Annotated in this window: 13 protein-coding genes and 1 tRNA gene; all 14 read left to right on the plus strand. The window is 50.1% G+C overall.

The annotated features are described in order from the left end of the window. Positions 1-708 precede the first annotated feature (708 nt). The 14 genes from Q7T66_RS16185 to Q7T66_RS16250 all read left to right on the plus strand — a co-directional run bounded on the left by Q7T66_RS16185 (position 709) and on the right by Q7T66_RS16250 (position 15,388). Positions 709-784 (plus strand) — tRNA-Thr (locus Q7T66_RS16185). A gap of 533 nt (positions 785-1,317) precedes the next feature. After that, positions 1,318-2,028 carry a TerC family protein gene (locus Q7T66_RS16190; RefSeq protein WP_370691659.1) on the plus strand — a complete coding sequence of 237 codons (711 nt, stop codon included), beginning with the start codon at positions 1,318-1,320 and terminating at the stop codon, positions 2,026-2,028. A gap of 49 nt (positions 2,029-2,077) precedes the next feature. Next, complete coding sequence (locus Q7T66_RS16195; protein WP_304934136.1) at positions 2,078-2,581, plus strand: universal stress protein; 504 nt, start codon at positions 2,078-2,080, stop codon at positions 2,579-2,581. Between the two features lie 661 nt (positions 2,582-3,242). Continuing rightward, entirely contained in the window at positions 3,243-3,872 is a 630-nt protein-coding gene (locus tag Q7T66_RS16200; protein ID WP_304934137.1) for an energy transducer TonB, read from the plus strand. Between the two features lie 79 nt (positions 3,873-3,951). Next, complete coding sequence (locus Q7T66_RS16205) at positions 3,952-4,803, plus strand: MotA/TolQ/ExbB proton channel family protein (protein ID WP_304934138.1); 852 nt, start codon at positions 3,952-3,954, stop codon at positions 4,801-4,803. A 2-nt stretch (positions 4,804-4,805) separates the two neighbouring features. Continuing rightward, the gene (locus tag Q7T66_RS16210; RefSeq protein WP_304934139.1) at positions 4,806-5,231 is read left to right on the plus strand and encodes a biopolymer transporter ExbD; all 426 of its coding nucleotides are present in this window, start codon (positions 4,806-4,808) and stop codon (positions 5,229-5,231) included. Between the two features lie 73 nt (positions 5,232-5,304). Continuing rightward, positions 5,305-5,736 (plus strand): biopolymer transporter ExbD, encoded by a 432-nt coding sequence (locus tag Q7T66_RS16215; RefSeq protein WP_304934140.1) that lies wholly within the window; start codon positions 5,305-5,307, stop codon positions 5,734-5,736. A 77-nt stretch (positions 5,737-5,813) separates the two neighbouring features. Then, a complete protein-coding gene (locus Q7T66_RS16220; protein WP_304934141.1) occupies positions 5,814-6,290 on the plus strand; it encodes a GAF domain-containing protein in 477 nt (158 codons plus the stop codon). Positions 6,291-6,446: 156 nt separating this feature from the next. Further along, entirely contained in the window at positions 6,447-7,460 is a 1,014-nt protein-coding gene (locus Q7T66_RS16225; protein WP_304934142.1) for an aldo/keto reductase, read from the plus strand. A gap of 438 nt (positions 7,461-7,898) precedes the next feature. Further along, the gene (locus Q7T66_RS16230) at positions 7,899-9,281 is read left to right on the plus strand and encodes an LLM class flavin-dependent oxidoreductase (protein ID WP_304934143.1); all 1,383 of its coding nucleotides are present in this window, start codon (positions 7,899-7,901) and stop codon (positions 9,279-9,281) included. 161 nt (positions 9,282-9,442) lie between these two features. Further along, complete coding sequence (locus Q7T66_RS16235) at positions 9,443-10,456, plus strand: aldo/keto reductase (protein ID WP_304934144.1); 1,014 nt, start codon at positions 9,443-9,445, stop codon at positions 10,454-10,456. Between the two features lie 77 nt (positions 10,457-10,533). Then, the gene (locus tag Q7T66_RS16240) at positions 10,534-12,510 is read left to right on the plus strand and encodes an ABC transporter ATP-binding protein (protein WP_304934145.1); all 1,977 of its coding nucleotides are present in this window, start codon (positions 10,534-10,536) and stop codon (positions 12,508-12,510) included. Continuing rightward, positions 12,507-14,345 (plus strand): ABC transporter ATP-binding protein, encoded by a 1,839-nt coding sequence (locus Q7T66_RS16245; protein ID WP_304934146.1) that lies wholly within the window; start codon positions 12,507-12,509, stop codon positions 14,343-14,345. The genes Q7T66_RS16240 and Q7T66_RS16245 overlap by 4 nt, the downstream gene beginning before the upstream one ends. A 161-nt stretch (positions 14,346-14,506) precedes the next feature. Further along, on the plus strand, positions 14,507-15,388 hold the full coding sequence (locus Q7T66_RS16250) for a DMT family transporter (RefSeq protein WP_304934147.1): 882 nt from the start codon (positions 14,507-14,509) through the stop codon (positions 15,386-15,388). Positions 15,389-16,185: the final 797 nt, after the last annotated feature.

The raw sequence follows: 16,185 nt of genomic DNA on the forward strand, positions 1-16,185 counted from the left end.
AGTGCTGCAACCAGTGTGAAAGTAGGTCATCGTCAGGCTTTTATTAGAAAACCCCCTTCCAGAATATCTGGTCGGGGGTTTTTGCTTTGTGCAATCAGTTTGTGAAAATAGCTTTAATAGAAAATCAGACCAAACGCTCAGCGGAACCGCTTGCTCCTAACGCCGCCATTTCCTCGCACTCAGTCCAATAGTTCGACCTGCAAATCCAATACGCACACTTCCGTAACTAAATAGCTGCTGCGCGTTGGAGCAACATTCATAAAATGGCTAACGCTGCTCGCACGATTTTATTTACTCCCCGATTTCGGTTGTGTGATTTGTACTTACTACAGATCTGCGAAACGCGTGATTACATTATTCGTTGTTCCATTACGTCTCTAATGGCCATGCTCGTATGAACAACCGCTAGTTCATAGACTCGGTGCCAAGTATCGCTGACGTAATAGGGCTATGTGCTCTCCTATTGCTGCATTCAGGCACACATTAATTCGGCCTTCATCACCGTCTTCAGCATGAGTATGTTGTTATGGATAAGTTAATCGCTTAGAAATACCTGATACGAGTACATCAATCGGTGACAACCAGAAGCTTCTCCTCCCTCCTCCGCAAAAATACGTTGTACTACAATTAAAGCGCTAAGGACGTCCAAGCAAAATCCGTTTTTGCTCTAACAGCTGCATGGTATTTATTGGTAAAATAGAAGGCTTCGCTGATGTAGCTCAGTTGGTAGAGCAACTGATTCGTAATCAGTAGGTCGGGTGTTCGATTCGCCTCATCAGCACCAAAAAATAAATGCCTTACGCGGTTTCGCGTAAGGCATTTTTCATTTCTATTTCGATATTTCTATTTCATATTCTCGGTCTCGCATAAGTCAATTTAGACGCATCGCCTAGGTGAAAAAATTTGCTAAATAAGCGACGGAAGCTCTTACTTAATACCTATCTTGGACAACGGCTCTTCGGAGTCTTCTGAGAAGTTTTTTTGATTCATCCTTATTCAGCGAAGCTCAGAAAACATAAAAAATATTAATAAATTCATGTGCTTACAATTAAATTAAGATTTCATTAAATAATATTTAACGTAATCTTTATAAATCCATTGACACTAGGCATCTCGTGCTCTATGTTGAAGATAAGTAGTTTCCCTTAAAGGGGAGTAGCCTCACTGCAGAAGCCGTCATTACGGGAAAATTTCCCCGGCCTGCAGGCAACGTACGCGTTGTGGCGAGACCTTTACCGATGACAGGTAAAGGTTTTTTTTCGCTCAGAATTTTTGCTGTGTCGGCAAGGCGAGCGAGCACGGTTGCTGGAGGAGAAAATGGATTTATTCTCAGCCGAATTTGTTTCCGCATTGCTGGCGATCATCGTGATTGATCTGGTGCTGGCCGGGGACAACGCGATCGTTATTGCATTGGTTGCGCGCAAGCTGCCGCAGCACTTGCAACGCATCACAATATTGGGCGGCACGATAGGTGCGGTTGTGGTTCGGATAGTGATGACGCTGGCCATTGTTTGGTTGTTGAATGTGCCGGGTTTGCTGTTCATAGGCGGCGTGCTGCTGATATGGATCGCTTATAAATTGCTCGCACCGTTGCAGGAAGAAAAAGCCGGGCTGAATTTATCAGGAAAGCGCATCGGATTATGGTCTGCCATCCGCACCATAGTCGTTGCGGATGCAGTGATGGGAATGGATAACGTGCTCGGAGTTGCCGGTGCGGCGCAAGGCGAATTCATGTTGGTCATTGTGGGCTTGCTGATTAGCGTACCGATCATGATTGCTGGCAGCACCTTGATCTTGAAATGGGTAGAGCGGTATCCGGTGATCATTTATATAGGTGCAGCAGTTCTCGCATGGACTGCCGCCAAGATGATTGCGCAGGAGCCGGCATTGCATGCATTTTTTGAACCGTATCCATTTGTAGTCTGGTTACTTTACGGCCTGGTAATAGGCGGGGTCGTACTAAGCGGATTGCTTAGAAGCGCGCCTGTAAAACCGCGGCAGAGGGAGGGTAGGCCAAGACATCCATGAAAACCGTTCACATAAAAAAACTAACGTTCAACATTGCGAGGAGATCATCATGCTAAACATTCTTATCCCTGTAGACGGCTCACGGAATGCATTGCGGGCAGTGGAATACGTTATTCAATATCGCGCATTGCATAGCGAATTGATCAACGTGAACCTGACGAATGTCCAACCCCGTTTGTCAAAATATTTGACGCGCTTCGTGCCATCGAACAACGTGCGTATGTTCCAACAAGAGCGCGCAGAAGAAGCACTGAAAGGTGCTGTTGATATGTTGTCCAAAGCCGGCGTAGAATATTCGGTACATATGGACAGAGGCGATGCGGCCGAAGCCATCGTTGCCTGCGCGCAGAAAACGCAGTCGCAAAAAATCATTATGGGTACCACGCGTAAAAATGCATTGGCGCGCTTCTTCGAAGGCTCGGTCGTCAACAAAGTCATGGCCTTGACCGATTTGCCGGTCGAAGTCGTCGCCAAGGAAAACGCCAGCAAGCTGCAACGCTTCGGTATTCCAATTGGTGTCGGACTGACGTTCTTGTGGTTGGCTGTGGAGTAAGTGTCATCAACCATGCTTATCTGCTTGCGCACGATGATTCGGCGTAAACAGATCGTGTAATAAATGTGCGGCAATTATTTGCGCATACAAGGGTCGGTAAATGCCGGCCCTTTTCCGTTTACCTGACAATCCGGGGCTACGGGTTTGCTGAGTTGACCGACCTGGGCGCAAAATTTGTTGCGCTTTTGATGCGTCACCAGGACGCACGAATTCCCTCCTCAATTCCCTCCAGATAACAGTCGCCGCCATAGGTCGACACTATCTTGTAGATCCGAAAGCTCCCATCTCCCTCTAAAACATCCCAATTCCACCCTCGCTTTTTTCTCGCTCATTTATCGTTTGAGCAATTTCATTTTTTGGAATTTGGTTATGAGGGAATCTGGATATGGAAGTGAAATTTTGTTGGTATTGAATCGGAAAGGCCGATGCTATTCTGGCCTCGACAGGAAGGTTAGATCGCTCTGTGGAGCATTTGATGCTGTCGTGTTTTCGCGGTGATGCACGTCATGTGCCGCGATAAACGGGAGTCTGGATGGTAGCTGATTTCAGTGCGGATTGTCTCCGCGGTGATAGCCGAACGTCCTGACGATAGTTGATTTAGCAATGCCAAATACTATGTCGAGTTTGCCTGGCGCATCGCTCTGACGTACGGAGAAATAAAATGGATTTCGCATTAGACCCGCAGCAACAGCAGCAATTATCAAATAAATCGATAGCAAGCATAGGCATCACCGTCTTGCTGCATCTGGCGATAGGTTATGCCTTGATCACCGGACTTGCGCGTGACGTTATCAATGTCATTACCAAGCCTATCGAGACGCGCATCATTGAAGAAATCAAGTTGCCGCCACCGCCGCCACAAGTAAAAACGCCGCCGCCAAAATTCGTGAAGCCGCCTCCAGCGTATGTGCCGCCACCAGAAGTACGCGTCAATGTGCAACCGCAGGAAAACGTGATCGCGACCGTCAGTACTGTGCCACCTGAGCCTTACGTGCCACCAGTTGCCGCGCCGACTCCTGCGATTGCCAAGGTCGGGCTGGCATGCCCGGACTCCACCCGCATCCGTCAATCGTTGGAATATCCCCGTCAAGCCTTGCAGAACAACATCACTGGCAATGTGCTGGTCCAGTTTGTAGTGGGAGCCAATGGCGCATCAAAAGATTTCACTTTGCTGCGTTCAGCGCACCCATTGCTTAATCGCGCAGCACTCGATGCCGCACAAAGGTTCAACTGCGTAGGCCAAGGTCGTGAAGTCACCGTCCAGGTGCCATTCGAATTCAAAGTGGAGTAAGCGACTTTTCATACGCATACGCTCTACCAACATCAAACATCTCAGCGAGTAGCTGGTTCAAATCTTTATTGGAGAAATCATGTTCAGTCGTCATTCTTTATCAGCCCTTGCAACTGCTCTGGCACTTTCTATTACAGCGCCGGCATTTGCAGCGACTACTTCGGTCCTCGCAACGACATCGACCGCCACAGTTGTCGCAGCGCAGTCTTCCTCGAGTGGCGCTACAAGTATTGCGGGTGACTTGGCGAACGGTCCAGCGGTACATAAAGAAGCAAATCCATATGGCGTTTCCGCTCTGTGGAACGGTAGCGATATCGTTGCAAAAGGAACTCTGCTGATCTTGCTGCTGTTTTCAATCGGCAGCTGGTACATCATCGTCGCCAAGTTGCTCGCACAACGCAAATTGCACAAGCAAGCACGTGATACCAACAATACATTCTGGGATGCCGGCTCGGTACGCCAAGGTCTGGATACCTTGGAAAAAGGCACGCCTTTCCATTTCATCGGTACCCGCGCAGTCAAGGCAACCGAACACCACGGCGGCTTGCTGGAACATGTCGATTTCAATACCTGGGTAGTGCAATCGTTGCATAGCTCGGTTGATACTGTGAAGAGTCGTTTGCAAGATGGCCTCGCATTTTTAGCGACGGTTGGTTCGACCGCGCCCTTCGTCGGCTTGTTCGGCACCGTCTGGGGTATTTATCACGCGTTGACAGCCATTGGCGCATCGGGTCAGGCATCAATCGATAAAGTCGCTGGTCCCGTTGGCGAAGCGTTGATCATGACCGCAATTGGTCTGGCAGTCGCTGTGCCAGCGGTACTCGGCTACAACTTGCTGGTGCGTCGTAACAAGGCAGCACTGGAAAAAGTGCAAGACTTCAGTTCGACATTGCATGCAGTGTTGCTGAGCTCGGCGCCTAAGGCGGCTTAAGCATGGCACTGACTTTTGACAACGCAGAAGAAGACGGCGTCTTGTCCGAGATTAATACCACTCCCTTGGTCGACGTCATGCTCGTACTGTTGATCATTTTCTTGATCACGATCCCGGTCGTGACCAATACGATCAAGGTCAATCTGCCGAATGAAACGAATCATGTGCAGCAAGCCAAGCCGGACAATATCAATCTGTCTGTCGATAAAGACGGCAAGATATTCTGGGGTACGGATGCAGTCGGTGGTGTTGATGCATTGACGACGCGACTGAAAACCGTATCGCTGAAAGAGCCGCAGCCTGAAATTCAAATTCGCGGCGATGGCGAAGCAAAATATGAAGCGATAGGCCGTGTGATTTTTGCCTGCCAGCGCGCCGGCATTGTAAAAATCGGTTTTGTTACGGAACCCGCACCCGTCGGTGCGTAAGGCAACGCTTCACATAGGTATGTAGCACGATAGAAATCGCTGCCTATTTCTATTCGACATTAAGGAACAAGCAATGAGCATGAGTGTAGGTGCCGCAAGCGGCTCGGATGAACTTGAGGTCATGGCAGAAATGAATACCACGCCATTGATCGACGTCATGTTGGTGTTGTTGATCATGTTGATCATCACAATCCCGATTCAATTGCATAACGTGAACTTGAATCTTCCTTCCGGCAATCCGCCGCCGCAAATCGTGATACCGGAAGTAGTCGAGGTCAATATAAATTCTGCAGGTTTGATTAGCTGGAATGGTGAAGCGATCCCGAATCGCGATGTGCTGGAAGCAAAATTATCTGGCGCAGCCGCGCAAGAGACGCAGCCGGAATTGCATTTGCGCGCTGAGCGTGACACCCCATACAAAGTGGTGGCCGCAGTATTGGCATCGGCGCAGCGTTTGGGCGCAAATAAACTTGGTTTGGTTGGCAATGAAAAATTTGCACAGTAAGTCGAGCATCGGCACGTGTGAAAGCGCATGTGCAGTTTTCTCGATAACTAGAAATTGTGTTTTGAGCTTGGTTTCAAATGGTTGATGCATTAGCGCTGGTAGCGCATCGCAGCAGACGCGATGTGTACGCCGAATTACTGCCGCAAATTGAATCATTGCTGAGCGATGAATCTGATCTGATCGCAAACCAGGCAAATATATCTGCTGTATTAAATGATGCCTTCGGTTTTCATTGGACAGGCTTTTATCGTGTGCAAAACGATGAGTTGGTACTTGGGCCTTTTCAAGGCCCTGTCGCTTGCACGCGCATTCCCAAAGGCAAAGGCGTTTGTGGCAGTGCATGGCAGCAGGCCGCCACCATCGTCGTGCCGGATGTCGACCAATTCCCTGGACATATTGCATGCAGCGCATTGTCTCGTTCAGAAATCGTAGTGCCATATTTCGATGCCGCTGGTGCCGTCGCCGGCGTGCTTGATATTGATAGCTCAAGGCTCGATGAATTTTCTGCCGAAGACCAATTTTGGCTGGAGAAAATAACCGCGCTGCTGCGTTAAATATTCTCTTGAATATTCTCTTTATTGACAGGCCAAAATTTCTCCAGTCTGCTGGAATTTCAATCTCATCAAGCTATCCTCGCTAGATCGCAGCAATGTATTTCTTGCGGATTCCTGATGCATTTTTATGTACGTTTTACTTTTATAGAAATCAATATGGCACTTAACGACTATCGCAATTTCGGCCGCACCGGCGTCAAAGTTTCCCCGCTCACCTTGGGTTGCATGATGTTCGGTAATAAGACCGAGCTGGATGAAACTATCCGCATCATCGACAGAGCCATCGAAGCCGGCATCAACCTGATTGATACCGCCAACGTATATGCGCGTGGCCGCAGCGAAGAATTTACCGGCGAAGCCTTGAAGCGCAATGGCAAACGGCATGAAATTTTCCTGGCGTCTAAAGTGCATTTGCCTATGCATGACACCGACGGCAATCTGCGCGGCAGTTCGCGTCGCCATATCATTCAGCAAGTGGAAGACAGTCTGCGTCGCCTGCAAACCGACTATCTCGATCTGTATCAAATTCACAGGCCAGAACCGACCACCGCCATCGATGAAACCTTGCGTGCCTTGGATGATTTGGTGAAATCGGGCAAGGTGCGTTACGTCGGTTCCACGACGTTTGCAGGTTGGCAAGTGGTCGAGGCTCTGTGGGCAAGTAAAGAATTGGGTTTGAATCGTTTTGTTTCCGAACAACCTCCATACAACTTGCTGGATAGACGCATCGAACGTGAGTTGTTGCCCGTTGCGCAAACCTTTGGTCTGGCAGTAATTCCATGGAGTCCGATTGGTGGTGGTTTGTTGTCTGGCAAGTATCGCAAGGGTCAGCCTTTGCCGCTGGATTCGCGCTATACCAATCCAAATCCTATGCAGGCAAAACGTTTTGTCGAACGTGTGTTCGATGTGATTGAACCATTGTCGGAACTGGCTGCGGAAAAAGGTGTGCCGCTATCGCAATTGTCGCTGGCATGGACCACGCAACAGCCTGGCATCACCAGCTCGATTACGGGACCGCGCACGCTGGAACAACTGGAAGATGCGATCAAGGCGCTAGAAGTAACTTTCACGCCAGAAGATCTGAAACGCATCGATACCATCATTCCATCAGGTACTCACGTCGCGCCGTTCTATGAAGCCAATTTTGGCGCAAGTGCATATCGCTGGTAAGGCATAAGTACTCAGCTATTTTCAGTGCGCAGCGCCATACTGCGCACTGTTGTTGTTTCATCAAAGCGCAACTATTTTGCCATCTTTCGCTATCCACATTTTCTGCTAAGCATTTCAGATTGACTGCATGAACTCCGAACCAAATCGGAATAATGAAATGAAATTTGCTTGGTTCTTTCGCGCGCTATCCATTGCTATTGTCTCTCTGACCGGAACGTTTAAGTCTCGTCTAAGCGAACAATCTCGCTGAGTTGTCGACGACATCATTAAAACATCCAACGAGTTGACAGCTAAGTAATGCGGCCAGCCGCCGCAGCTCAGAAGTCTTTAACGATGTTCTTACTAATTTGTTGCCGTTTGCTGCGCGAGGCACACTTCCCGCGCGGTTTTCCCGTTAACGCCCTCATTAAATACTGCAGTAATCGATAGAGATAAAGAATGACCAAGAAGATCCGTTTGAATGCTTTCAACATGAACTGCGTAGGCCATATTCATCACGGCTTGTGGAAGCATCCGCGCGATAACTCGACCGATTACAACAAGCCTGAGTATTGGACTGAGTTGGCGAAGCTGTTGGAGCGTGGTTTGTTTGACGGCATCTTCTTGGCGGATATCGTCGGTGTTTATGACGTGCTCGGTGATGGCATAGAAGCGACTGCGCGAGAGGCGGTACAACTGCCGGTCAACGATCCGCTGTATGTGGTGCCATTGATGGCGCAAGCGACCAAGCATTTGGGCTTTGGCGTCACCTGCAACTTGACGTACGAGCAACCGTATTTATTCGCACGCCGTTTGGCGACGCTGGATCATTTGAGCAACGGTCGTATCGGCTGGAATATCGTCACCGGTTATCTGGATAGCGCAGCACGCGCGATGGGATTGAAGCAGCAAATCGATCATGACGATCGCTACGATCGCGGCGACGATTTCATGGAAGTGTTTTACAAATTGCTGGAAGGTAGTTGGGAAGACGACGCCGTATTGAAAGACAAGCTGCGCGGCATCTACGCCGATCCAAAGAAGATTCATCGCGTCTATCACGATGGTCCGTATTACAAAGTTGATGGCGTGTACAACCTGACCGAACCATCGCCGCAACGTACGCCGGTCTTGTACCAGGCTGGCGCATCGCAACGTGGCAACGAGTTTGCCGCGCGCCACGCGGAATGTGTTTTTACTGGCGGCCCAACGCGTGAAGCGCTGGCCAAAGGCATTACCAATATCCGCAAACTGGCAGTAGAGGCTGGACGCCAGGCGAATGACATTCTGGTGTTCTCAGGTTTGACCGTAGTGGTCGATACCAATGAAAAAGCCGCGCAAGAGAAGTACGAAGACTACAAGCAGTACGCCAGCGCCGAAGGATCATTGGCGCACATGTGCAGCGGCGCGGCGATCGATCTGGAACGCTTCGGACTAGATGAAGAGATCACGGCTGAGAAATTGGAAGTCATGTATCCGGGCCGTATCAAGCGTACCGGTAATGCGCGTGGTGGAAGATTTCTCGAAGGCACGACGCGCCGTCAGTTGCTGGCAACGCGCGGCTTCGGTGCGCAGAATTCCGCGATCGTCGGCACACCATCGCAAGTGGCAGATGAGATTGCAAAGTATGTGGCAGAGACAGACGTCGATGGCTTCAACCTGACACGTACCGTCGCACCGGAAACCTATCGCGAGTTTATCGATCTGGTGATTCCGGAGTTGCAAACCAGGGGTTTATACAAAGAGGCCTACGAAGAGGGCACATTGCGGCAAAAGCTGTTTGGCCAAGGCGCCAAGCTTCATGACAACCACACTGCGGCTCAATATCGAACATGGAAATGAGTCCAGGCTAGTTTTACCTACCAATTCCGTGTACATCATCGTAGAGTTCCTCGCCAGACCTATCACAACTTCGCCAATGTTTGGCTGTCCAAAAGTTGAGCGCAAGCGACATGTTCGTCAACACAGAATTAATAAAAGCACAGCAGAAGAAAGTATAAAACATGCAATATGAAAATCTCGGAAAAAGCGGCCTGAAGGTATCACGTCTTTGTCTTGGCACCATGATGTTCGGTGGCACTGCCGATGAAGCAACGTCACATCAGATCATTCATCACGCGCACGATCAAGGCATTAACTTCATCGATACCGCCGATATTTACAACGGCGGCGAATCGGAGCGCGTAGTTGGCAAAGGCATCGCGACGAAGCGCGATAAATGGGTGCTGGCAACCAAGGTTGGTAATGGACACGACAACTGGCCGAATGAAAAAGGTCTGTCGCGTCGTCGCCTGATACAAGCGGTCGAACAGAGTCTGCAAAGACTGGGCACTGACTATATTGATATCTATTACCTGCACAGACCAGATGCAGAAACGCCTTTGCACGAAACGATACGTACCTTGGGAGAGTTGATTGCTCAAGGAAAAATTCGTTACTACGGTTTGTCGAACTTCACTGCATGGCAAGTCGCAGAAGTAGTGCGCGTCAGTCAGCAGTTAGGTGTCGCACAACCTATCGTCTCGCAGCCGTATTACAACGCCGCGAATCGCTTGCCTGAAGTAGAACATTTGCCTGCCTGCGATTTTTATGGTTTGGGTGTGGTGCCTTACAGCCCACTCGCGCGCGGCGTATTGACAGGCAAATATCTGCCAGGCAGCGAACCGGATCAAAACAGCCGTATTGGGCGTGGTGACAAGCGCGCCTTACAAACCGAATGGCGTCCAGAATCGCTCGCGCTTGCACAAGCACTGCATGAACATGCGCAGTTGCACGGCACGACCAATGTTGAGCTGGCGGTGGCGTGGGTGCTGAATAACAAACTCATCACTTCAGTGATTGGTGGTCCGCGCACTTTCGAACAATGGCAAGGGTATCTGCAGGGATTGAACTATCAATTCAGTGCCGAAGATGAAGCCTTGTTTGATCGCCTTGTGCCGCAAGGCCATCCGAGTACACCGGGCTACACCGACCCTGCTTATCCAGTAGTTGGTCGCGTGCCACGCAATGCAAAGTAAGTGCGCTTCCGCTGTTAGTGCTACAGCACAGCAGGATTTTTAATTTTGAATAATATTATTTTGTGGATAGCCGTTCTATGAGTATTTCTTCTGTCCCTTCTGCCGATGATCCAGACGCAAGCGCTGCCATACAGGCAGCCGAGCAATCTGCCAACAAGGCTAAAAAAGTAGTGCCTAAAATATTGCCACATCATTCTGAACAAATTGATGTGCAGGCAATGCCGCAGGTGCTCGGTCGTTTGACCAAACTGGCGATACGTTATCCGTGGCGCTGCGCGTTTGCGGTTTTGGCTGCATTGGGTGCTGCGGTTTTCAATCTGTTGATGCCGCTGTTGCTTGGCCATGCAGTCGATCTAGCTGGTCATTTGCAAGCCGATGCCGAACTGGGTGCAAGTGCAGTGCGCGGGGTACTACTTACCAGCGGCGCGTTGATCGTTGTCACTTGCGCGATGCGTGGCATTCTCACTGGCTTGCAGGGTTATCTCGGCGAGACGCTGGCGCAAAAAGTAGGTTACGACTTGCGCATGGCTTTCTTTGAAAAGCTGCAAAGACTCAGCTTCAGCTATCACGACAAGATTCACACCGGCGACTTGATCGCACGCGGCATGCTGGATCTGGAAGGCGTGCGTGCCTTCCTTGAGTTCGGCGTGTTGCGAGTGATGACATTAACTTTGTTGCTTGGTGTTGGTTCATGGCGCTTGTTGAGCATCGACGTCACGCTGGGTTTGCTGGCCTTGAGTTTTGTTCCGTTCGTTGCGTGGAATGCTGTGAAGACAGGACTCCAGTTGCGCGTTAGCTGGCAGCGTCTGCAAAAGATGATGTCTGAACTGACGCTGAACATGGAAGAGAACCTGCAAGGTGTGCGCGTGGTGCGAGCATTTACCTCACGTTTGCACGAAATGGCAAAGTTTGATGTTATCTCCGACAAGGCATTGAAGCTGTCGAATCAGCGCATCACAGAACGCATGGGCAACATGAGTGCGATGACCTTGGCGTATTACACCTCGATGGCATTGGTCTTGTGGGTAGGCGGCAAGCAGGTCTCTGCCGGTACCTTGACTGTGGGTTCGCTGACGGAATTTTTGACCTTCATCACGATCCTGCAACAACCTTTGCGTCAGATCGGCATGATAGTGAATGCCAGCGCACGCGCAACCGGTTCCGGTGCGCGCCTGTTCGACGTGCTGGATACAGATCCGGAAATCAAGGATGCACCAAACGCACATGACCTGACTATTGATAAAGGCGTACTTCGTTTTGAGAACGTCAATTTTTCATACGGTCATGAGCAAAACGATAAAGCGACGCTACAAGACATCAACTTTGAAGTGCGACAAGGTCAGGTACTTGGCATCGTTGGCGCACCCGGTAGCGGCAAGTCAACCATCGCACATTTGATTCCGCGCTTCTACGAAGTTGGTTCCGGTCGCATCACGATCGATGGACAGGATCTGCGTTCCTTGAAATTGGATTCATTGCGCCGTGCAGTTGGTTTGGTGCAGCAGGAAAATTTCTTGTTCGATACGTCTGTACACAACAACGTCGCTTATTCGGAGCCATTCGCGGATGAGGACAGCGTGATTGACGCCGCCTCGATTGCACAGATACATGAGCACGTCGAGCAACTACCCGGCGGGTATACAACGCGCGTTGGTGAGCGCGGTGTTGCCTTGTCCGGTGGTCAGCGTCAGCGCATGACGATTGCGCGCGGCTTGCTGGATAAACCAGCGATTCTGGTGCTGGACGATTCCACCGCCGCGATTGATCCTGCGACCGAGCAGCGCGTTCGTGCTGCCTTGCAAGAATCGATGAAGAACAGCGCCACCATCATCATTGCGCACAGGTTGAGTTCGCTCAAACACGCGGACCAAATCATTGTGCTGGATGAGGGCCGCATCGTTGAGCGTGGTACGCATGCAGAACTGGTTGCTGCCGGTGGACATTACGCTGCGCTATGGACCTTGCAGAATCGCGGTGCGCAAGAACAGCGCGATGCGGTGAGCGAATCTTTAGCCGCGAACAAGCAAAACGAAAACGTGGAGTTAACATCTTGAGCGCACCAGAAGCAAAACGTAGCATAGACCTCAATGCACACAATCGCGGCGAAGAAATCTTTGCACGCTACGACAGTCGCGTAGCGACGCGATTGTGGGAATACATCCGTCCGCATCGTCTGGCATTGATTGCGGTCGTTTTTACCGTCGCATTATTTACGATCGTTCAAGTGTTGATTCCTGTGACGGTGCGTTACGCAGTCGACAGCGCAGTAGGTAATTCATCCTTTGCGTTCAATACGGTGTTGATCGTATTCGGCTTCCTGATTGTGTTGAATGCGGTATCCAACTTCTTTCAAGAATGGGTGGCAGCACGACTGGCACAGCGCGTCATTTTCGATTTGCGTCGTGCGATGTTTAATCATCTGCAGCATGTGTCCTTGTCCATCCTGGATCAAACACAGGTTGGACGACTGATGTCGCGCTTGCAAGGTGACGTCAACTCGCTGCAGGAATTCATGGAGACTTCAGTTTCTGCAGTGGGTGATTTCTTCCTGTTGATTGGTATCGTCGGTGTATTGCTGTTCATGGATGTCAAACTCGCACTGCTTACATTGTGCGTGTTGCCTGTGTTGCTGCTGGTACGCAAAGTATGGCTGCCGTGGGCGCGAAAGGCATTTACGCGCGCCCGTGAAGCATCCTCCAGCGTGAATTCTGCACTCGCAGAAAACATCAACGGCATCCGCACCGTGCAAGAAAATCGTCGCGAGGTCGTCAACTTCGAACGTTACGATTTGCGTGCGATTGAAAATCTGGAAGCGCAAATTGGTTCATCCCGCGCATCACAAGTGATGATGCCGACTGTCGATACCTTGACCGGCCTGGCGATGGCGATCGTGGTGGTGGTCGGTGGTTCGTCGGTTGTGTCGGGGCAGCTTGATGTCGGTGTGATGGTCGCTTTCATCTTTTGCGTTCAGCGCTTCTTTGATCCTATTCGCACATTGACCATGCAGTACACGGTGATGCAGCGCGCGATGGCATCCGGTCATCGCATTTTTGAAGTGCTGGATATTGAAGTCACCTTGAGCAATAAGGCTGAAGCCAAGGAATTGGCTGATGTGCCGCCAGCAATCGAGTTCAATCATGTCACCTTTGGCTATCGTCCTAACCAACCCGTGTTGCATGATTTGAATCTGCATATTCAGCCGTATCAAACGGTCGCTTTGGTCGGGCCTACCGGCTCAGGCAAAACGAGTATCGCCGCGCTGATCCATCGCTTCTACGATGTGTGGGATGGCGAAGTGAAAGTCGGCGGTCAGGATGTGCGCGATATCACGCTGGATTCTTTAGGTCAATGCGTGGGCATGGTCTTGCAGGAACCATTCCTCTTCAGCGGCACTATCGCCGACAACATGCGCTACGGTTTGCAATGGGCGACACGCGAGCAAGTGATCGAAGCCGCCAAGGCAGTGCGCGCGCATGACTTCATCATGCGTTTGCCAAATGGTTACGACACCATGCTCGGTCAACGCGGCCGTAATTTGTCCATTGGCCAGCGTCAGCTCTTGAGTTTTGCACGTGCATTGCTGGCCAAACCAAAGATTTTGATTCTGGATGAGGCAACTGCCAACATCGACAGTTTTACAGAGCTGGAAATTCAACGCGCGTTGAATGTACTGCGCAAGGGCCGGACCACCATCATCATTGCGCATCGATTGGCAACGATTCGTGATGCTGACGTGATTGTGGTTCTGCAAAAAGGCCGCATCGTTGAAAAAGGTTCACACGAAGAACTGCTGGAGAACAAAGGCTTATACGCCAAGCTGCATGCCAGCAGCAATGAATCGTTTGATGATTTTGTCGAGGCTGAAGGTGAACACGTAGCGAACAGCTGATTTGCTATTTTTATTTTTTCGGGAATAATTTAGTTTGTTGAAAACCTGAGTGAGTAAGTTGTAGCAGTCGTTTTAAAGATCAAGAATCAAACTGAGTAAGTAAAACGCTTACCAATATAATGAGGCAATAGTTATTGTCTCTTTCAACAAGAAGTTTCTCCATGCCTTTATCCGCACTTGTACTCCTGATCACTGCTGGTTTTATCCACGCAGCTTGGAATATTGTCGCCAAGCAGGCTGGTGGCGACGCGCGATTTGCATTTTTCACCAGCGTATTTCTTGCGGTGGTATGGGCGCCACTAGGCTTATGGATGGCTTGGGATATCGTCCCTGGTTGGGGTGTGCAAGAGTGGGCATTCATCGTCCTGAGCGGCATTCTGCATGTGATCTATTACGTGGTGTTGTTGCGCGGTTATCGCAAAGCTGACCTGACGGTTGTATATCCGTTGGCAAGAGGATCAGGGCCACTGCTGTCATCGATTGCTGCGATCACATTATTAGGCGAACAGATATCGGCACTCGGCATTCTGGGAATTGCAGGCGTTGTGCTTGGCGTGTTTTTGATCGCGGGCGGTCCCGGTTTGTTGCGCGCAGCAAAGGATCCAGTACATCGCAGGCGTGTGCACGTCGGCATTTTCTACGGCCTGCTCACAGGCGCTTTTATCGCGTGCTATACAGTGGTCGATGGCTATGCCGTCAAGTTCATGTTGATGTCGCCAATACTGATCGACTACATGGGAAATTTCGTACGCGTCGGTGTACTCGCACCAACATTTTTCCGCGACCGAGCCGAAGGAATTGCTCTGTGGAAGAAACAGTGGAGAGCCGCCTTGGTTGTCGGCGTGATCAGCCCTGTGTCTTATGTGCTCGTGCTGTATGCAGTCAAGCTGGCACCACTCTCACATGTCGCACCAGCACGCGAAGTATCGATGCTCTTTGCCGCAATCATAGGCGGCCATCTATTGAAAGAAGGTGATCGATTGCAGCGACTGATAGGCGCAATATTCATCGCAATCGGCGTGATCGCGCTTGCGCTGGGATGATTTATTAAATAGAGCTTCAGCTGGATAAATTACAAATACGAATTTTTAGCAGATAACTTTTCTTGACGCTTATGCCGCAGAATATTTACGATAACCACGATTTCTTTAAAGGCTACAGTCAACTTGATCGTTCTGTTGTTGGCTTGGACGGCGCGCCTGAATGGACCAGTGAGGTCCTTTCCTTCTAGTTCATGCGAAGAAGAGGGATGCAGGAAGACGTAGCTAGTCGAGAATGCTTCGGTCTCTTGGGCTGGGTAGACCACTCTTGGGAAATTTGCATCGAGCTCTTTTGAATAATTCGCCAAAAAACTCAAACTTTTTGATCAAGGCATAAGTGATCACCAGATTTCTAGGTGGCGTTGGGACAGCGGCAGTGAAAGTGCGGCCATTTTTCAAAACTCTAATAAAAATTGGTTAATGCGCAGAGGATAGTTTGAGCATGAGATGTTGCCGCAAAGGCCCAGCATCAGACTGTCCGTCGCTTCATCACGGTAAAGCAGAGAACCAGCTTGCTTCAAAAATTCTTCTACGGAAGGATCGCAAACGGGTTGTAACGTCGTATTACTTCAGCGGGCTTTGAACGAACTTGCGGCAAGTGATTGCAGCCTCAGCAGGAGCGAGAAAATGAGCACGTTGAAAAATCAGACAATCATTCATGTGGAATTGGTGCCGGTATATTTTCGAACCGCCGGCTCCGGTGGTCTATTTCTAATTCGGTGAAACGTATGCCGAACTCATTTCAGCGAATGTCCACAATACCGCCGGCTAGCTGAACTTGCAACGAACCATTTGCAATA

It is taken from the genome of Herminiimonas sp., from assembly GCF_030655415.1.

Excerpts from the sequence above, each read along its gene's own strand:
- Q7T66_RS16190 (WP_370691659.1), top strand. The coding sequence starts at position 1,318 with ATGGATTTATTCTCAGCCGAATTTGTTTCCGCATTGCTGGCGATCATC.
- Q7T66_RS16195 (WP_304934136.1), top strand. The coding sequence starts at position 2,078 with ATGCTAAACATTCTTATCCCTGTAGACGGCTCACGGAATGCATTGCGG.
- Q7T66_RS16200 (WP_304934137.1), top strand. The coding sequence starts at position 3,243 with ATGGATTTCGCATTAGACCCGCAGCAACAGCAGCAATTATCAAATAAA.
- Q7T66_RS16205 (WP_304934138.1), top strand. The coding sequence starts at position 3,952 with ATGTTCAGTCGTCATTCTTTATCAGCCCTTGCAACTGCTCTGGCACTT.
- Q7T66_RS16210 (WP_304934139.1), top strand. The coding sequence starts at position 4,806 with ATGGCACTGACTTTTGACAACGCAGAAGAAGACGGCGTCTTGTCCGAG.
- Q7T66_RS16215 (WP_304934140.1), top strand. The coding sequence starts at position 5,305 with ATGAGCATGAGTGTAGGTGCCGCAAGCGGCTCGGATGAACTTGAGGTC.
- Q7T66_RS16220 (WP_304934141.1), top strand. The coding sequence starts at position 5,814 with ATGGTTGATGCATTAGCGCTGGTAGCGCATCGCAGCAGACGCGATGTG.
- Q7T66_RS16225 (WP_304934142.1), top strand. The coding sequence starts at position 6,447 with ATGGCACTTAACGACTATCGCAATTTCGGCCGCACCGGCGTCAAAGTT.
- Q7T66_RS16230 (WP_304934143.1), top strand. The coding sequence starts at position 7,899 with ATGACCAAGAAGATCCGTTTGAATGCTTTCAACATGAACTGCGTAGGC.
- Q7T66_RS16235 (WP_304934144.1), top strand. The coding sequence starts at position 9,443 with ATGCAATATGAAAATCTCGGAAAAAGCGGCCTGAAGGTATCACGTCTT.
- Q7T66_RS16240 (WP_304934145.1), top strand. The coding sequence starts at position 10,534 with ATGAGTATTTCTTCTGTCCCTTCTGCCGATGATCCAGACGCAAGCGCT.
- Q7T66_RS16250 (WP_304934147.1), top strand. The coding sequence starts at position 14,507 with ATGCCTTTATCCGCACTTGTACTCCTGATCACTGCTGGTTTTATCCAC.